This window comes from Pseudomonas sp. WS 5411 (genome assembly GCF_012985595.1).
Classification (GTDB): Bacteria; Pseudomonadota; Gammaproteobacteria; order Pseudomonadales; family Pseudomonadaceae; genus Aquipseudomonas; species Aquipseudomonas shahriarae.
The window spans coordinates 22,744-40,175 of sequence record NZ_JAARMC010000025.1 but is presented as its reverse complement, the minus strand read 5'-3'; the positions used below and the strand labels follow the sequence as shown (position 1 = coordinate 40,175).

16 protein-coding genes are annotated in these 17,432 nt (G+C 61.0%); 7 read left to right on the top strand and 9 right to left on the bottom strand.

Annotation, left to right across the window (positions count from 1 at the left end; all coding sequences use genetic code 11):
* Positions 1 to 57: 57 nt before the first annotated feature.
* The 5 genes from HBR93_RS23305 to HBR93_RS23285 all read right to left on the bottom strand — a co-directional run bounded on the left by HBR93_RS23305 (position 58) and on the right by HBR93_RS23285 (position 5,607).
* Positions 58 to 1,017, bottom strand: a complete 960-nt coding sequence (locus HBR93_RS23305; RefSeq protein ID WP_120732580.1) for a FecR family protein — start codon at positions 1,015 to 1,017, stop codon at positions 58 to 60.
* The gene (locus tag HBR93_RS23300) at positions 1,014 to 1,520 is read right to left on the bottom strand and encodes a sigma-70 family RNA polymerase sigma factor (RefSeq protein ID WP_120732581.1); all 507 of its coding nucleotides are present in this window, start codon (positions 1,518 to 1,520) and stop codon (positions 1,014 to 1,016) included. Before HBR93_RS23300 ends, HBR93_RS23305 begins: the two co-directional genes overlap by 4 nt.
* A gap of 121 nt (positions 1,521 to 1,641) precedes the next feature.
* Positions 1,642 to 1,992: a DUF6124 family protein gene (locus HBR93_RS23295; RefSeq protein WP_115127998.1), complete on the bottom strand. Its 351-nt coding sequence runs from the start codon at positions 1,990 to 1,992 to the stop codon at positions 1,642 to 1,644.
* 1,243 nt (positions 1,993 to 3,235) lie between these two features.
* Positions 3,236 to 4,480, bottom strand: coding sequence for a saccharopine dehydrogenase family protein (locus tag HBR93_RS23290; protein ID WP_057438684.1), 1,245 nt, complete (start codon positions 4,478 to 4,480; stop codon positions 3,236 to 3,238).
* A gap of 29 nt (positions 4,481 to 4,509) precedes the next feature.
* Positions 4,510 to 5,607: a carboxynorspermidine decarboxylase gene (locus HBR93_RS23285; RefSeq protein ID WP_057438683.1), complete on the bottom strand. Its 1,098-nt coding sequence runs from the start codon at positions 5,605 to 5,607 to the stop codon at positions 4,510 to 4,512.
* A gap of 285 nt (positions 5,608 to 5,892) precedes the next feature.
* Here HBR93_RS23285 and HBR93_RS23280 point away from each other — a divergent pair, with 285 nt between their 5' ends.
* Together HBR93_RS23280 and metE are read left to right on the top strand one after the other, a co-directional pair.
* The gene (locus tag HBR93_RS23280; RefSeq protein WP_169961180.1) at positions 5,893 to 6,666 is read left to right on the top strand and encodes a M12 family metallopeptidase; all 774 of its coding nucleotides are present in this window, start codon (positions 5,893 to 5,895) and stop codon (positions 6,664 to 6,666) included.
* Between the two features lie 119 nt (positions 6,667 to 6,785).
* Positions 6,786 to 9,074, top strand: coding sequence for a 5-methyltetrahydropteroyltriglutamate--homocysteine S-methyltransferase (gene metE, locus HBR93_RS23275; RefSeq protein ID WP_169961179.1), 2,289 nt, complete (start codon positions 6,786 to 6,788; stop codon positions 9,072 to 9,074).
* A 535-nt stretch (positions 9,075 to 9,609) separates the two neighbouring features.
* On the opposite strand, the gene HBR93_RS23270 is transcribed toward metE, so the two are convergent.
* A complete protein-coding gene (locus HBR93_RS23270; RefSeq protein WP_169961178.1) occupies positions 9,610 to 10,773 on the bottom strand; it encodes a DUF1624 domain-containing protein in 1,164 nt (387 codons plus the stop codon).
* A 134-nt stretch (positions 10,774 to 10,907) separates the two neighbouring features.
* Between HBR93_RS23270 and HBR93_RS23265 the strand changes: the two genes are divergently transcribed.
* Both HBR93_RS23265 and yfcF read left to right on the top strand, forming a co-directional pair.
* Positions 10,908 to 11,453 (top strand): DUF924 family protein, encoded by a 546-nt coding sequence (locus HBR93_RS23265; protein ID WP_169961177.1) that lies wholly within the window; start codon positions 10,908 to 10,910, stop codon positions 11,451 to 11,453.
* A 92-nt stretch (positions 11,454 to 11,545) separates the two neighbouring features.
* On the top strand, positions 11,546 to 12,178 hold the full coding sequence (yfcF, locus tag HBR93_RS23260) for a glutathione transferase (RefSeq protein WP_076964883.1): 633 nt from the start codon (positions 11,546 to 11,548) through the stop codon (positions 12,176 to 12,178).
* Here the strand turns inward: yfcF and HBR93_RS23255 are convergent.
* From HBR93_RS23255 to HBR93_RS23245, 3 genes are read right to left on the bottom strand one after another with little or no spacing between them, the layout of a single operon-like run.
* Positions 12,153 to 12,428 carry a hypothetical protein gene (locus HBR93_RS23255; RefSeq protein ID WP_057438677.1) on the bottom strand — a complete coding sequence of 92 codons (276 nt, stop codon included), beginning with the start codon at positions 12,426 to 12,428 and terminating at the stop codon, positions 12,153 to 12,155. The genes yfcF and HBR93_RS23255 overlap by 26 nt on opposite strands.
* Positions 12,429 to 12,475: 47 nt before the next feature.
* The gene (locus HBR93_RS23250; RefSeq protein ID WP_057959867.1) at positions 12,476 to 13,225 is read right to left on the bottom strand and encodes a creatininase family protein; all 750 of its coding nucleotides are present in this window, start codon (positions 13,223 to 13,225) and stop codon (positions 12,476 to 12,478) included.
* Between the two features lie 44 nt (positions 13,226 to 13,269).
* On the bottom strand, positions 13,270 to 13,968 hold the full coding sequence (locus tag HBR93_RS23245) for a murein L,D-transpeptidase catalytic domain family protein (RefSeq protein WP_057438675.1): 699 nt from the start codon (positions 13,966 to 13,968) through the stop codon (positions 13,270 to 13,272).
* Positions 13,969 to 14,005: 37 nt separating this feature from the next.
* Here HBR93_RS23245 and HBR93_RS23240 point away from each other — a divergent pair, with 37 nt between their 5' ends.
* From HBR93_RS23240 to HBR93_RS23230, 3 genes are all read left to right on the top strand, one after another.
* The gene (locus HBR93_RS23240; protein WP_169961176.1) at positions 14,006 to 15,571 is read left to right on the top strand and encodes a L,D-transpeptidase family protein; all 1,566 of its coding nucleotides are present in this window, start codon (positions 14,006 to 14,008) and stop codon (positions 15,569 to 15,571) included.
* A 129-nt stretch (positions 15,572 to 15,700) separates the two neighbouring features.
* Positions 15,701 to 16,078: a type 1 fimbrial protein gene (locus HBR93_RS23235; protein ID WP_057959865.1), complete on the top strand. Its 378-nt coding sequence runs from the start codon at positions 15,701 to 15,703 to the stop codon at positions 16,076 to 16,078.
* 139 nt (positions 16,079 to 16,217) lie between these two features.
* The gene (locus HBR93_RS23230; protein WP_169961175.1) at positions 16,218 to 17,429 is read left to right on the top strand and encodes a YgcG family protein; all 1,212 of its coding nucleotides are present in this window, start codon (positions 16,218 to 16,220) and stop codon (positions 17,427 to 17,429) included.
* Positions 17,430 to 17,432 lie beyond the last annotated feature (3 nt).

The window sequence follows — 17,432 nt, the reverse complement described above, 5'->3', positions numbered from 1 at the left end:
CGAAAAATGAAAACCGGACACAAATAAGAGTTATTTGCATAAAAAATGTTGCCCGGGTTATTTGGCGCGAATCAGGGTCAGCCACGGGCTGTAGTGATCGACCCGGATCGGCAGGGTTTCGGCCAGGGCGCCGAAGGCGCGGTGCGGGTCGTTGAGGGGGAACACCCCCTGCACACGCAAGTCGCGCACCTGAGGATCGACGCGCACAAAACCACGGCTGTACGGGCGCAGGGCGTTGACCACCTGTTCCAGGGAGTCGTCCAGCACACTCAGGTGCCCGGCGAGCCAGTCGGCCCGGAAGCCTTGGTTGCCGGCCAGCGGCTCGATCCGATCGGCCTGCAGCATTACGGCTTGGCCCTCCAGCACGGTGCGCTGCACGCCGTTGCGCAGGGTCGCCTGCACCGAGTGTTCCAGCACCACCAGCCGTGTAGCCTGCGGCTCCTGGCTCACCAGGAAGCGCGTGCCGAGGGCCTGGATGCTGCCCTGGGCAGTGCGCACGCGCAGCGGCCGTTGCGCATCGGCCGCCACCTGAATCACCAGTTCGCCGTGGCGCAGGATGATCAGGCGCTGGTGTTGGTCGAATTGCACATCCACCGCGCTCTGCGCATTCAGGCTCAGGCGGCTGCCATCGGCCAGGGTGAATGTCTGGCGCTGGCCGCGCGCGGTGTGCAGGTCGGCCAACAGGTTGTCGCCCAGCGGGCTGCGCGCCGCCAGCCACAGGCCGCCGCCCAGCAATCCCAGGCCGCCGATGGCGCGCAGCATGTCACGCCGCGAACCATGGGGCTGCAACAGCACTTGTCGCGCTTCACCGGGCAGGCGTTTTTCGAGGGTGCGCAGGGTGTTCCACGAGCCGCCCAGGCGCTCCTGCAAACGGGCCCAGGCTTGGGCGTGAGCCGGGTCCAGGGCCAGCCAGGCATTGAAGCGCTCCTGCATCCGCGCATCCGGTTTGCCGGCGCGCAGGCGCACCATCCAGTCGATGGCCTGCTCGCTGACCGGGTCCAGGCGCGCCTTGCTCACGGGGCCAGCTCGGCCAGGTAGCACTGGCGCAGGGCCTGTTTCATGTAGCGGCTGACGGTGCGCTCGGACAACTGCAACTTGTGCGCAATCGCCACGTAGCTCATGCCGTCCAGCTGGCTATAAAGGAACGTGGCCTTGACGATCAGCGGCAAGCCGTCGAGGGCACGGTCAATCGCCACCAGGGCCTGGATCAGTTGCAATTGGTCTTCGGGGGAGGGCGCCAAGGCTTCGGGGGCAGCGGCCAGGCGCTCCAGGTAGGCGGTTTCCAGACGGCTGCGGCGGTAGCGATCAAAAATCAGCCGGCGTGCAATGGTCGAGAGATAGGCCCGGGGTTGCTCGATGCTGTCGGGGTCGACCCGGGCGGCGAGCATCTGGCAGAAGGTATCGGCGGCGGTGTCTTCGGCATCGGCATGGTTACGCACGCGATGCTGGATATGTTGCAGCAGCCAACGGTGATGGTCGTTGAAAAAGAAGCCCAGCTTGCGGATTGGAGGTGACTGCACGGGTCGACTTTCTCAGGGTGGTATTGTAAATCGTTCTCAATACTACCTTTTGTGCGAGGGGGGGGCAACAACCGGTAATTGTAGGAGCGAGCTCGCTCCTACATAAAACGGCATTCCAGCTCTACAGGGCCGGTTGTGCGCAGCCATCCAGCGCCTGGTCGACCAGCAGCTGCACGCCTTCGAGCATCCGGCAAAGGCCCAGCGCCACGCTGCGGTGCGTACCGTCGACTTCAAAGGCCAGGTGCGTGGCGATCACGTTGATCGACGCCAGGTCTTGCGAGGCATTGATCAGCAGGGTTTCGGCGTCCAGGTCGGTGCGCACGGTAAATAATGCTGCTGACGCCGGGTCGCTGGGTTGAGCGGTTGGGGTGGGGGGCTCGGGGTGCAGATAGTGGTTGATCGCACGATCCGCCGCATCGCGCAGAAGACTGGCATCGTAGCTGGGTGGGGGGTTGGGGCTGTGTTTGATCATGGTGAAGCTCCTGGTAGGTGGAGCTGCCACCGTTCGCGGTCAAACGAGTAGGGTGGCAGCTGTACGCGGGTTGACCGACCGGAAACCAGTGATTCCGGCATACCCGAAGGTATCCCGCGCACAGCTGCCGCGACACGATACATCAGACATAAGAAAAACGCCTGAAATAGGTCTGGGGTGCTGTAGCGTACTGGTTTGGTCGGACGGTCAAATCCGGCCGCTGATTTGGCAGCGGCAACGGGAAGGTTAGTCAGCACCTTTCCGAGGGACAACCTGAAACGGATGTAGGAAGCATCTGGTGCGCCAGCGTTAAGGTGCGCAGATCCCACAAACACCGACAAACCTTGTGGGAGTTGTCGAGCTTTAGCGAGGCTACGATAGCGGTGGGTCAGCCAGCATCAATGCCAGCAGTACCGCCGCCATCGCAGCCTCGCTGGTGCTCGACAGCTCCCACATTAATTTGGGTCAGATGGCATTGCGTGTTCGCTGTAGGACGCCCGCGTTAAGGTGCGTAGATCTCGCAAACACCGATAAACCCTGTGGGAGTTGTCGAGCTTTAGCGAGGCTACGATAGCGGTGGGTCAGCCAATATCAATGCCAGCAATACTGCCGCCATCGCAGCCTCGCTGGGGCTCGACAGCTCCCACATTAATTTGGGCCAGTTGGCATTGCGTGTTCGCTGTAGGACGCCCACGTTAAGGTGCGCAGATCCTGCAAACACCGATAAACCCTGTGGGAGGTGTCGAGCTTTAGCGAGGCTACGATAGCGGTTGGTCAACCAATATCAATGCCAGCAGTACCGCCGCCATCGCAGCCTCGCTGGGGCTCGACAGCTCCCACATTATTTGGGCCAGATGGCATTGCGTGTTCGCTGTAGGACGCCAGCATTAAGGTGTGCAGATCCCACAAACACCGACAAACCTTGTGGGAGTTGTCGAGCTTTAGCGAGGCTACGATAGCGGTGGGTCAGCCAATATCAATGCCAGCAGTACCGCCGCCATCGCAGCCTCGCTGGGGCTCGACAGCTCCCACATTAATTTGGGCCAGCTGGCATAACGAGTTCGCTGTAGGACGCCCACGTTAAGGTGCGCAGATCCCGCAACCACCGATAAACCCTGTGGGAGCTGGCTTGCCTGCGATAGCTTAGGCACTGGCAACATTGATATCCGCCCATGCAACGATCCGGGCAATGTTTTTGATCGCTCCCACAGGACGTGGGAGCGATCCGTCAATCAAGACGCTATCAGGCGATAGCATCCCAGGCGCGGTCGCCTTTTTCGTCCTTGATACGGGTCGGCAGGCCCATCACGTCCAGTGCCTTGAGGAACGGCTCGGCTGGCAGTTCTTCAACGTTGGCCATGCGTTGCACGTCCCACTCGCCACGGGCCACCAGCAGCGCAGCGGCTACCGGTGGTACGCCGGCGGTGTAGGAGATGCCCTGGCTTTCGGTTTCGGCAAAGGCGTCTTCGTGGTCGGCCACGTTGTAGATGAACAGCTCGCGTGGCTGGCCATCCTTGGTGCCCTTGACCAGGTCGCCGATGCAGGTCTTGCCGGTGTAGCCCGGTGCCAGCGAGGACGGGTCAGGCAGCACGGCCTTGACCAGTTTCAAAGGCACCACTTCCAGGCCTTCGGCGGTGGTGACCGGTTTCTCGGAGAGCAGGCCGAGGTTGTTCAGTACGGTGAACACATTGATGTAGTGTTCGCCAAAGCTCATCCAGAACCGCACGTTGGGCACGTCGAGGTTTTTCGACAACGAGTGCACTTCATCGTGGCCGGTCAGGTACAGGTTCTGTGAACCCACTACCGGCAGGTCGTCGGTACGTTTTACTTCGAACATGGTGTTGCTGGTCCACTGGCTGTTCTGCCAGCTCCACACCTGCCCGGTGAATTCGCGGAAGTTGATTTCCGGGTCGAAATTGGTGGCGAAATATTTGCCGTGGCTGCCGGCATTGACGTCGAGAATGTCGATCGAATCAATGCGGTCAAAATGCTGTTGTTGCGCCAGCGCCGCATAGGCGTTGACCACACCTGGGTCAAAACCCACACCGAGGATCGCAGTGATGTTTTTCTGCTTGCATTCCTCCAGGTGGTTCCACTCGTAGTTGCCGTACCACGGCGGGGTCTCGCAGACCTTGCCCGGCTCTTCGTGGATGGCGGTGTCGAGGTAAGCCACGCCGGTATCGATGCAGGCACGCAGTACCGACATGTTGAGGAAGGCGGAGCCGACGTTGATGACGATCTGCGATTCGGTTTCGCGGATCAGTGCCTTGGTCGCTTCCACGTCCAGGGCGTTCAGGGCAAAGGCCTGGATCTGGGCGGGTACCTTGAGGCTACCCTTGGCCTTGACGCTGTCGATGATGGCCTGGCATTTGGAGATGTTGCGCGACGCGATAGCAATACGACCGAGTTCGTCGTTGTGCTGCGCGCACTTGTGGGCCACCACCTTGGCGACACCTCCTGCACCAATGATAAGAACGTTCTTTTTCAATTGCTTTATCTCTCCTTTATCTGTCCGCTTTACGAAAGGCTGGACAGGTAGTCGTCGTAACCAAATTCACGAACCACTTCGACTGTACCGTCGAGTTGTTTCACTACGATGGACGGCATTTTCAGGCCGTTGAACCAGTTTTTCTTGACCATGGTGTAGCCTGCCGTGTCGATGAACGACAGTCGATCGCCGATGGCCAGCGGCTGATCAAATTGATATTCGCCGAAGATATCACCGGCCAGGCACGACTTGCCGCACACCATGTAGGTGTGTTCGCCATCGCTCGGCGCCAGTTTGGCATTGAGGCGATAGATCAGCAGGTCCAGCAGGTGGGCTTCGATGGAGCTGTCGACCACGGCGAGGTTTTTGCCGTTGTACAGGGTGTCGAGCACGGTCACTTCCAGGGAGGCGCTGTTGGTGATCGCCGCTTCGCCGGGTTCCAGGTACACCTGCACGTCGTACTTCTGCGAGAACGCCTTGAGGCGCTGGCAGAACGCGTCGATGGCATAGCCTTCGCCGGTAAAGTGGATGCCGCCGCCGAGGCTGACCCAGTTGACCTTGTGCAGCAGTGCGCCGAAACGCTCTTCGATGGTGTTCAGCATCTGGTCGAACAGGTTGAAGTCACCGTTCTCGCAGTTGTTGTGGAACATGAAGCCGGAGATCTGCTCGATCACGCCTTCGATCTTCACCGGATCCCACTCGCCCAGACGGCTGAAGGGACGCGCCGGGTCGGCCAGCAGGTAGTCGGAGCTGCTCACTTGCGGGTTGACGCGCAGGCCGCGGGTCTTGCCCTCGCTGCGCTCGGCAAAGCGCTGCAGCTGGCTGATGGAGTTGAAGATGATCTTGTCGCAGTTGTCGAGCATCTCCTCGATCTCATCGTCGGCCCAGGCCACGCTATAGGCGTGGGCTTCACCTTCGAACTTCTGGCGACCGAGCTTGAGCTCGTACAGCGACGAGGACGTGGTGCCGTCCATGTATTCCTGCATCAGGTCGAACACCGACCAGGTGGCAAAGCACTTGAGCGCCAGCAGCGCCTTGGCGCCGGACTGCTCACGCACGTAGGCGATCTTCTGCATGTTGACCAGAAGCTTCTGTTTGTCGATGAGGTAATACGGGGTTTTGATCATTTTTCAGAGCCTGCGGCGGAGCCTGCCAAAAAAGGACAGGCATTGTGCCCGCACTTGCTCAGGATCGAAAGGTTAGTCAGCGGAATTTGCAGGCTTGGGCCTACAGGCCACTCAGGTATTGGTCATCAAATGGGTGCATAACCGTGTGGCCAGGCGGTCAGGCAGTGGTTTAGTCGCCAGGCGCACGCTTGATCGTCACGTGTAAACCCTTGTCATGGCCCCAGTGGAACCTATAGCGCCGAATTACGACGTAATGGGAAATACATCGCTGCTGGAGCTACGACTTTGACTGTCCAACTGAACGCTCACTCATCTGTCTATCCACCGAACTACCTGGCCAACGAGAACGCCGATCAAACTGCCAAGGGGGAGGTTGCTGCGTCTTCCAGGCAAAAGCGTGGGGTGGCGTCAGCTTCGGCGTTATGGCCACAACACTCAGTCATAAGAATTTCCCTGATGGGCATGAGTAAAGAGCAAGAAGAATTTACCAAAGCCAACATCAATAAATGGGCGCCTCACGTCAATCTGCACTTTGAGTTCACTGACGCCGCCGACGGGGATATCCGGATTGCCGCAGACAACGATATTTCCGGTGGGCATTCGTACTTGGGTACCCGCTCGCTCTATGTACCGCCCGACAAACCTACAATGGTCATCGGCCTCAAGGGTGGGCCGAATGCTTATAACGCCGGTACGATCCAGCATGAGTTCGGTCATGTTTTGGGGTTGCAACATGAACATCAGCACGAAAACAATGATTTGGATATCAATTGGTCCGAAGTCAAGAAAACCTACATGGATAAAGGTGGGGAGAAAGAACTAAAAGCGAATTTTGGGCCGTTGGTTTCCGATGTTGTGTCATCTGACTATGATCGTAAATCCATCATGCATTATGGTTTCAATTCATCCTGGCTCAACAGTGGAGATGCTATTGGGGACAACAATGAGCTCTCCGAGGGTGATATCCACGTTGTCCGCTCGCTCTATCCACCCGAGGTCAAGAAAAAACCAGTTTCTGCCAGTTGGTGGGACTTCCGTCACGTTCAGCCGTCTCCATAAAAAGCCTGGGGTAGGCCGATCATGAGCGAGATTCGTGATCATCTACAGTAAAATGAGTTTGTCTCATTATGACCCGCTGCCGACAATAGCTCCCATACCAACACATTGGAGTTTTTGTCATGGCTGTCGCTCATTCCCTTGGATTTCCGCGCATTGGACGCGATCGTGAACTGAAAAAAGCGCAGGAAGCGTTTTGGAAGGGTGAGCTGGACGAAGCCGGTCTGCGCGCCGTCGGCCGTGAATTGCGGAAGACCCACTGGGACTTGCAGAAACAGGCCGGCATCGAGTTGCTGCCGGCTGGGGATTTTGCCTGGTACGACCAGGTGCTGACCCACTCGCTGATGTTTGGTGTGATCCCCGAGCGTTTCCGCCCGGCTGACGGGCATGCCACCCTCAATACCCTGTTTGCCATGGCCCGTGGCGTCAGCGACAGCTGCTGCGGCGGTGCCCACGCCCAGGAAATGACCAAGTGGTTCGACACCAACTACCACTACCTGGTGCCTGAATTCAGCGCGGACCAGCAGTTCCACCTGGGTTGGGACCAATTGTTCGAAGAAGTCCAGGAGGCCCGCGACCTGGGGCACACCGTCAAGCCGGTGGTGATCGGGCCGCTGACGTACCTGTGGCTGGGCAAGGCCAAGGGCGGTGACTTCGACAAGCTCGACCTGCTTGACCGCCTGCTGCCGCTGTACGGGCAGATCTTTCAGCGCCTGGCGGACCTGGGCGTGGAATGGGTGCAGATCGACGAGCCGATCCTGGTGCTGGATCTGCCCCAGGACTGGAAAAACGCGTTTGAACGCGCCTACAACCTGATCCAGCGTGACCCGCTGAAAAAACTGGTCGCCACTTACTTTGGCGGGCTCGAAGAAAACCTCGGCCTGGCGGCCAACTTGCCGGTCGATGGCCTGCACATTGACCTGGTGCGCGCACCTGACCAATACCCGACGATTCTCGACCGTCTGCCGGCCTATAAGGTGCTGTCCTTGGGGGTGGTCAACGGGCGTAACGTCTGGCGCTGCGACCTGGAAAATGCCCTGGCTACCTTGCAGCACGCCCATGAACGCCTGGGTGATCGCCTGTGGGTTGCGCCGTCCTGTTCGCTGCTGCACAGCCCGGTGGATCTGGGGCGTGAAGACAAGCTCGACGCCGAGCTGAAAAGCTGGCTGGCCTTCGCCGTACAAAAGTGTGAAGAAGTCGCCGTGCTGACCCAGGCCATCAACCAGCCCGAAGCCCCGAAGGTGCTTGCTGCCTTGGCCCAAAGCCGCGCCGTGCAAGCGGCCCGCGGGGCCTCGCCGCGTATCCACAAACCGGCGGTACAAGCTCGCGTGGCGGCTATCACCGCCAAGGACAGCCAGCGCCAGTCGCGGTTTGCCCAGCGCATCGCCCAGCAGCGCGCCGGCCTCGACTTGCCGCTGTTCCCGACCACCACCATTGGTTCGTTCCCGCAGACCGCGTCGATCCGCCTGGCGCGCCAGTCGTTCAAGGCCGGCAAGTTAAGCGAGGCCGAATATGTCGAGGCGATGCACAGCGAGATCAAGCACGCCGTTGAAGTGCAGGAAAACCTTGGCCTGGACGTGCTGGTGCACGGTGAAGCCGAACGTAACGACATGGTCGAGTACTTTGCCGAACAGTTGGACGGCTATGTATTTACCCGCTTTGGCTGGGTGCAGAGCTACGGCTCCCGCTGCGTGAAACCGGCGGTGATCTTCGGCGACCTGAGCCGCCCGAAAGCCATGACCGTGGAGTGGATCCGCTATGCCCAAGGCCTGACCGACAAGGTCATGAAGGGCATGCTGACCGGCCCGGTGACCATGCTGATGTGGTCATTCCCCCGCGAAGACGTGAGCCGCGAAGTGCAGGCCCGGCAACTGGCGCTGGCGATCCGTGACGAAGTGGTGGACCTGGAAGCGGCGGGCATCAAGATCGTACAGATTGATGAAGCTGCGTTCCGTGAAGGCCTGCCCCTGCGCCGGGCCCAGTGGCAGCACTACCTGGACTGGGCCACCGAAGTGTTCCGCCTGTGCGCCTCGGGTGTGCGTGACGCAACCCAGATCCATACCCATATGTGCTACAGCGAATTCAACGACGTGATCGAGTCCATCGCGGCGATGGATGCCGACGTGATCACCATCGAGACTTCCCGTTCGGACATGGAACTGCTGGACGCGTTCGAAGCCTTCGCTTACCCGAACGACATTGGCCCGGGGGTCTACGACATCCACTCACCCCGGGTGCCCGACGCCTCGGAAATGGCCAACCTGCTGCGCAAAGCCGCCCAGCGCATCCCGGCCGAGCGCCTATGGGTCAACCCCGACTGCGGCCTGAAGACCCGCGCCTGGCCGGAGACGGAAGCGGCGTTGATTCACATGGTTACAGCTGCCCGGCAATTGCGCGCTGAATGGGCGTAGCTGCGGCTGACACAAATCCCATTGTGGGAGCGGGCTTGCCCGCGATAGCGGCAGTCCAGTGACTACTTCTGGCAACTGACCCACCGCCATCGCAGGCAAGCCAGCTCCCACATTTGATTTGTGGCGGCACCAAAACTCTCTGCCACGCGCAGCCCCCCTGTGGGAGCGGGCTTGCCCGCGATAGCGGCAGCCCAGTCACTACTTCTGACAACTGACCCACCGCCATCGCAGGCAAGCCAGCTCCCACATTTGAATTGTGGCGGCACCAAAACTCTCTGCCACGCGCAGCCCCCCTGTGGGAGCGGGCTTGCCCGCGATAGCGGCAGCCCATTCACTGCTTCTGACAACTGACCCACCGCCATCGCAGGCAAGCCAGCTCCCACATTTGATTTGTGGCGGCACCAAAACTCTATGCCACGCGCAACCCCCCTGTGGGAGCGGGCTTGCCCGCGATAGCGGCAGCCCATTCACTGCTTCTGGCAACTGACCCACCGCCATCGCAGGCAAGCCAGTTCCCACATGTGGATCTTTGTGCTCAGAGGTATTTGAGCCACGCTATATCCCGCCGCCGGGCCTTCAGCCGGGCAAACCAGCGCACGGGCAGGTACAACGCCAGCGGCAGTAACAACGCCACCAGCCACACCGCCCCCACGCTGTCGAACCCAAAGTGCGTCCCCTTGTTCAGGCCAAACAGCGCCACCCCCATCACGTACAACACCTTCAGCACATACAGGTGCAGCAAGTAGAAGAACATCGGCGCCGCGCCGAACACCGCCAGTATGTCGATCCAGCGCCGCTGCCCGGCGCGTTCAAAGGCCAGCAGCAACAGCAGCCCCACGCCCAGGGTCAGCGCCAGGAACAGCAATGACGGCGGATACTTGGTGATGTTGAAGAAGCTCATCCAGGTCTGCACCGGGCTGTCATGGCTGTGCCACGGTGCCTCACCGTAACCATTGATCGTGCGCAACACCCCAAAGCCCACCAGCGCGCAAATGCCCGCCAGCAACAGATACCGCTGACGCCGCGCCGCCGGCATCGCCCCGGTAAACCACGGGCCGAGGCTGTAACCCAGGCCAATCACCCCGATCCACGGCAACACCGGGTAGGTGGTGCGCAGGCGCAGGGTGTCGCTCACCTCGATCCAGCTGCGCTCATGCAGGATCGTCCAGGGAATATGCCACGCCGACCCCGCCGCGAAATGCACGCCATCAAGCAGGTTATGCCCGCCAATGATCACCAGCGCCAGGCCGATCAGCAGCGGGCGGGGCAGCCACACCAGTGCGGCGAGGGCGATCATGCTCACGCCGATGGCCCAGATCACCTGCATATAGATCACGCTGGGGGGCAGTTGGAAGGTCCAGGCGAAGTTCACCAGGGTAAATTCCAGCACCACCAGGAACAGCCCGCGCTTGAACAGAAACGCCGCAACATCGCCACGGCCTTGGTACTTTTCGCCGTACAGATACGCCGACAAGCCGGTCAGCAACACAAACACCGGCGCACACAAGTGGGCCAGGGTGCGGCTGATAAACAGCGCCGGCTCCGTGCTGTCGATGCTCATCGGGTCGCTGACCTGGCGGTGCAGCAGGAACGTCTCACGCACGTGGTCGAGCAACATGAACAGGATCACCAGGCCGCGCAGGGCGTCGATGGAGAGCAGGCGTTGGCGTAAACGGGCAGCGGGAACAGCGTCGGTCATGGTGCAGGGTCGCCGGCGGGAATGTAGGGGCGGTTATCTTATAACATTGGTCGGCAGCTGTGGATTTCTCAGTCGGAATCGGGCCCTGCAGGTGCTAGGGTAGGGCGCAGACTTTGACCACCCTGGAGTGACTTATGAGCGTCCCCGTTGATATCAAGGCTGTCGTGCAATTCTGGATGGCGGCGGGCCCATCACGCTGGTTCAAGAAAGATCCACAGTTCGATACCGAGTTTGGCGCCCGCTTCCACGAGGCGCACTTCCAGGCAGCCAGGGGCGAACTGGAACACTGGATGGACGAGCCCGAAGGCGCGCTGGCGCTGCTGATCCTGCTCGATCAATACCCGCGCAATACCTTCCGGGGTACCGCCCATATGTTCGCGACCGATCCACTGGCCAGGGCTTATGCCGCACGTATGATCGACGCCGGGATGGATCGGCTGATTGACCCGGCATTGCGGGCGTTTTGTTATTTGCCTTTCGAACATTCCGAAAGCCCTGAGGATCAACAACGGTCTTTGGCCTTGAACAAGCAGCTCGACGCCAGTACCTATCACTGGGCCAAGGAACACGCCGAGATCATCGAGCGATTCGGTCGCTTTCCGCACCGCAACGCGGCGTTGGGCCGGGTGACGACTGAGCAGGAGCAGGCGTTCCTCACGGGCGGCGGATTTTCTGGCTAGTATTCCTCGCGGGAATGGGCCGATAAAAAAGCGACATTGTATTTATCGCTGCACATCTCGTAGCGTGGCTGCTCACCCAAGGAGATGCCACCGTGACTGACCTGCCGATGCGCTTATATGTCGATGCCCTGTTCACCAGCCCGTATGCAATGTCGGTGTTTGTGACCCTGCGGGAAAAAGGCCTACCGTTCGAGGTGCGCCCCCTCGACCTTGACGCGCTGGAGCAGCAGTCTCCGGTGTTTACCGGGCTGTCCGTGACCCAGCGGGTGCCGACCCTGGAACAGGCTGGGTTTGCCTTGTCCGAGTCGTCGGCGATTACCGAGTACCTGGAGGATGTGTTCCCGCAGGTGCCGGTGTATCCCAGGGAGCCGCGCCAACGTGCGCGGGCACGGCAGATTCAGGCATGGTTGCGCAGCGACCTGCTGGCGATCCGCCAGGAACGCTCGACACTGGTGGTGTTTTGCGGGGTCCAGTATGGCCCGTTATCAACCCAGGCCCAGGTGGCGGCCGACAAGCTGATTGCGGCGGCGCAGCAATGGTTGGCCGAGGGCGACGACTACCTGTTTGGCCAATGGTCGATTGCCGATGTGGACCTGGCCGTGATGCTCAACCGGCTGATCCTCAATGGCGATCCGGTGCCCGCGCGGTTGGTGGCATATGCCCAGCGTCAGTGGCAGCGGCCATCGGTACAGGCCTGGGTCAACCAGGCACGTCCGGCGTTGTAGCGCCCAGCGGCCATTCCTGCGCGACTCGGCGGTCGAGGTCTTCCCAGTCTTCCATGCCGAGCACCCGGGTGGTGTTCAGGCCGCGTATGTAGCCGCGCAACTGCTGGGCGGCGGCGCTGGCCTGATCGGCATCGGCAGTCGGGTCCTGCAGGACGTTTTCGTACTCGATCAAATAGTCGGCAACGCGCTCGCGATACTCTGGCAGGACGGCGTTGCGGATGCGATCAAAGGTCTTCTGATGGGGTTTCATGGAGAGGTCCTTCTTATAGATTTTATTGTGTGCCGGTGTCGCAACCGTCAGTGTGGCATGGCTTCGCGGCTGAAAGCCTCCACTGCGGACACCAGGCCCTTGGCGGCCAGCACCACCAGTTCAGCGCCTTTCTCAGGCGTTGCCAGGGCCGGGTCGGAACCCATCCGGCCATCCGGGTGGCGGGCGCGGAAATCCTGGGCCTCGCGGATCGGGCCGGAAGACGCGATCTGCGGTGAATAGTCGGCGGTCTTGATCAAGTCCGGATAAGCCCATTGGGTAATCGCAATCTCGGAAGGGGTGGCATGGGTGCCATGCCCCGTCGGGAACTGCGCGCGCGCCAGTTCGCCAACACCTTCCAGGTCCCACCAGTTGCACAGCTTCAAGGCAAAGCCGGCAGGGCGACGGGCGAAGCTGGCCTCGGCGTACAGTTCGGAAAAGGCGGCTTCGATGGTGGCGATATTGCCGCCGTGGCCATTGAGAAACAGGATCTTCTCAAAGCCGTGGGCCGCCAGGGAGCGGGTCCAGTCACCGATGGCGGCGATAAACGTCGACGGGCGCAGGGAGATGGTGCCGGGGAACCCAAGGTGATGCTGGGCCATGCCGATATTGAAGGTCGGGCCGACCAGGATATCGGCGTCTTTTTGCGCGTGATGGGCAATGATTTCCGGGCACATCCAATCGGTGCCCAACAGGCCGGTGGGGCCATGTTGTTCATTGGAACCGATAGGAATCACCACGGTGCGGCTACGGTCGAGAAATTGGCTTATCTCGATCCACGTTGACTGGTGCAAAAGCATTGGAGGTTCTCTCTCTGGTCAGGCTCGGCCTTCCAGATACTACCTCAACCGGCGCTGGCGATCTGGCGCGGCTTGCAATTGAGGTAGGGCGAGGATTTCAGCCAGCGCTGGTCGGGGTACCAGGAAAACATGAACTGGCCATCCTTGAGTTTGTCCACCACCTGGCGCGCCACCTGCGGACGCACGGCGGGGCAGCCCTGGCTGCGGCCGATGCGGCCTTCACGCTTGCTCCACAAGGGGCTGACGTAGTCGGCGGCGTGGATCACGATGGCACGGTCGCGGGCCTGGTCATTGAACCCCGGCTCCAGGCCGTCCATGCGCAGCGAGTAGCCATGGGTGCCCTGGTAGCTTTCCTGGGTGCGGAACAACCCGAGGCTGGATTGATGGCTGCCTTCGCTGTTGGAGAACTGGGTGGCGAAGTTTTCCCCGGATTTTTGCCCATGGGCTACCAGGTCGCGTAGCACCAGCTTTTTTTGCCGCAGATCGAAAATCCACAGGCGACGGGCGGTCGAAGGTTGTGAGTAGTCGATCACGGCCAGGCGTTCAGAGCGTTCCTGGCCGTTATTGACAGCACATTGCATCGCGCTGAGGGCACTTTTAAGTACAGTGGGATTGAGTTCTGGAGCCGAGCGCGCCAGGCTGTTATACAAGGTATGAGGTTTGGCATTCTCTGCGAAGGCACCCGTACAGAACGCGCCCAGGGTGGCGGCGATCAGGCCGAGTCGGCAGTAAATATTCAGCATTTATCAAGCATCTCCGCCGTAGATTGGAGCTAAGCCATTGTTCAAAAAACACGCATGTTACTTGAGCCTTTGCTTGCTCGTAGCACCATTGGTCGCCATGGCCGATGAACTGCCAGTCGAGCCGCCAAACCCAGTACAGCTGGCACTTGGGCAGTTGTCGAGTGTTTGCCCCGATTTGGCGACCCAACTGGATATACCGGCCGAGCTGCGGCTGCAGGCTTTTTACCAGCAACAAGGCAATGCTGCCCTGTGGTCGGTGGACGATCGCCGAACGGCCCTGCAGGGCCAGTTGCTGTTGCTGGCCGACGACGGCCTCGATCCGGCGCACTACCGGCTGCCCGACGTGGCAACCACCAGCAATGTGCTGTGTACCGACTTCGCAACCAGCCAGCACTACCTGCAGGCCCTGCATGACTTGCACTATGGCCGTTTGCAGCAGGCCCATTACGAGCCGCTGTGGCATTCCCAGCCGCCAACTGAGGATCCGGCCGTTGCGGTGCTGGCCCTGGCCAACGCGGGGCTTGCGGATATGCCGGCGGCGTTCGACCAGGCCCGGCCCGCAGCCGGTCTGTATCGTAGCCTGCGCGCGGCCTATGCCACCCAACGCCTGCAACCCTTGCCGCAGTGGGGTGTGATTGCCGACGGCCCATTGCTGCGTCCCGGCGGCGAAGACCCACGGGTGCCGGCCCTGGCCCGACGCCTGGTCAGTGGCGGCCAGTTGGCGAGCGTGCCCAAGGGCAATCAATACGGCAATGAGCTGGTGGCGGCGGTGAAGCGCTTCCAGGCCAGCCATTCGTTGCAAGCCGACGGGGTGATCGGCCCGGGCACGGTGGCCGAGCTTAACGTCAGCCCGGCGGTGCGCCGCGAGCAACTGCGGGTCAACCTCGAACGTTTTCGCTGGCTGGCCCAGGACCTGGAGCCGGATGGCATTCTGGTCAACGTCGCGGCGGCCCAGTTGAGTGTCTACCAGGGTGGTGTGCCCGTGTGGCAGACCCGCCTGCAGGTGGGCCGCGCCGAACGGCAGACGCCGCTGCTCAAGTCGCGCATCACACGCTTGACCCTCAACCCTACCTGGACCATCCCGCCGACCATCATGCGCGAGGACAAACTGCCGGCCATCCGCCTGAACCCGGAGTACCTGCGCCAACAGAACCTCAAAGTGCTCGACAGTGAAGGCCGCGCCCTGTCGCCCGAGCAGGTGGACTGGTCGCACCCCGGCAACATCCTCCTGCGCCAGGACGCCGGCCCGCGCAACCCGCTGGGCAAGATCGTCATGCGCTTCCCCAATCCATTCTCCGTGTACCTGCACGATACGCCCAGCCAACCGTTGTTCAGCAAGGGGCCACGGGCGTTCAGCTCGGGGTGTGTGCGGGTGGAGCAGCCGATGCTGCTGCGCGATCTGCTGGTGAACCCGGCAGAAAAAGCGCGGACCGAGGAATTGCTGGCGACCGGGCTGACCCATGAGTTCCGCCTGGCTACGCCGGTCCCGGTGTTGCTGGGGTACTGGACGGTGCAGGTGGATAGCCAGGGGGCGTTGCTGTACGCGCCGGATATCTATGGCCGCGATGGCGTGCTGTTGAAGGCCCTGGGCGCGGTCCTGTAGGTGCGCAGCGAGGCGCAATATGAGACCCGGTTGGCATCCTTGAAAAATTAACCATCAGGCATTTCTCAAACACTCAAGAAACCGACCAAGCTTGCCGACGTGATGGGTACATACCCAGGAGCGTTCAATATGAGCAGTCAACGTTTGGCAGTCGGTATCAGCCTGTTTTTCGCGCTCGTCAGTGGCACTGCCCAGGCGGCGCCCGTGAGCCACGGCGTTATCCATTTCCGCGGCAGCATCGTCGAGGCAACATGCACTACGGGCGATGGGGCGGGGGCGACATTGGCCCTGAGTGGTTGCCCGCAGTTTGTACCCGCAAGCAACGTCAGCGCCCAGGGTGTCGAGCCGGTGCGTACCGTCAGTGCCTTGGACCACTCGGTGGTCAAGGTCAAGATGGTGACTGAAACGCGCGATGGTCGTTACTTCGATCGGCAATACAACTTGAGCGATGCGGCAGGCAAACCTTTGCGTTCAGGGGCTTACTTGGTGACGCTGAGTTATCCCTGACCCGACGACGTTGTCGCGATGTCGAAGGTCCGGCTCGTAGGGACGTGTTGCCACGAACTTTTCGCGTCAGCCTGGAGATTCAATGCGCGTTGATCAGGTAAAGTCGGCGTCTTCAGGATGAAACGTCAGGTAACAAACGATGGGGCAGTTTATACGGCAATCGGTCTTGGGCCTGCTGGTCATGGTGTTCACCACGTTGGCCGTGGCGCAAACGGCGCCTCCGGCATTGGAGAATGTGCCGCTGAACCAGCGGGTGATCGACCTGACCCATACCCTGGATACCTCGACCCAGCAGCGTCTGACTGAGCAACTGGCAGACCTCGAACAACGCAAAGGCGCGCAAATCGCCGTGATGCTGCTGCCGAGTACGGGCGACGCCGACCTCGAAACATTCACCACCCAACTGTTTCGCGCCTGGAAATTGGGGCGTAAGGGCATCGACGACGGTATTTTGCTGCTGGTGGTCAAGGACGACCGCACTGTGCGGATCGAAGTCGGTTACGGCCTGGAGGGGGTGGTCACGGACCTGTTGAGCCACCGGATTATCGAGGAGCAACTGAACCCGGCGTTTCGCCAGGGCGATTACGCTGGCGGTGTGCAGCGCGCCGTGGACGCCCTGACCGTGCTGGTCGAGGGGGGGGACTTGCCGGCAGTAGACCAGACCCGGGAAACAGTGGATGAAACTGCGGTGTTGCTGGCGCTGATTCTGGGGGCTGTCGGCGGGGTGCTGCTGGCCTCGGGCAAGCTGCATTGGCGCCGCGGCCTGATTGCCGGCCTGGTGCTGACCGTGTTGCTGACGGCACTGGCCGCGATCAATGGCAAGGCCTGGCCGATCTATGTGCTGGCGCTGCCGTTTTGTATGTCGATCAGCGCGGCCCTGTTCGGCGCGTTATGGCAGGCCAAGGCGGTTTTTTATTGCGTAGTGGGGCTGATGGCCTACAGCATCGGCCTGGGGTTGGTGGATCACTACCTGACTGAAGTGTCCTTTATGAACTGGCTGGCATGGCCGCTGGCCGCGCTGGCGGTGCTGGGCCTGTACCTGATCCTGTTCGCGGTGATGAAAGCCGCCTGGAAACACAGTCGGCTGGGTTTTTGCGTGCAATCGGTGATGGTGCTGGGGGTCTATGGCGCGGCGGGGTACATGCTGGAGATGGGGCTTGATGGCTGGTTGTTCGCCTGGCCCATCAGCTCGTTCGCGGCGTTGTTCATTTATGGTCAGGGCACGGGCGGGTCGAGCTCCGGTTCCAGTGACCGTTCAAGCTCCAGCTCCAGCTCAAGTTCAAGCTCCGGTGGCGGGTTTTCCGGTGGCGGCGGTTCCAGCGGCGGCGGTGGGGCCTCAGGGAGCTGGTGAGGC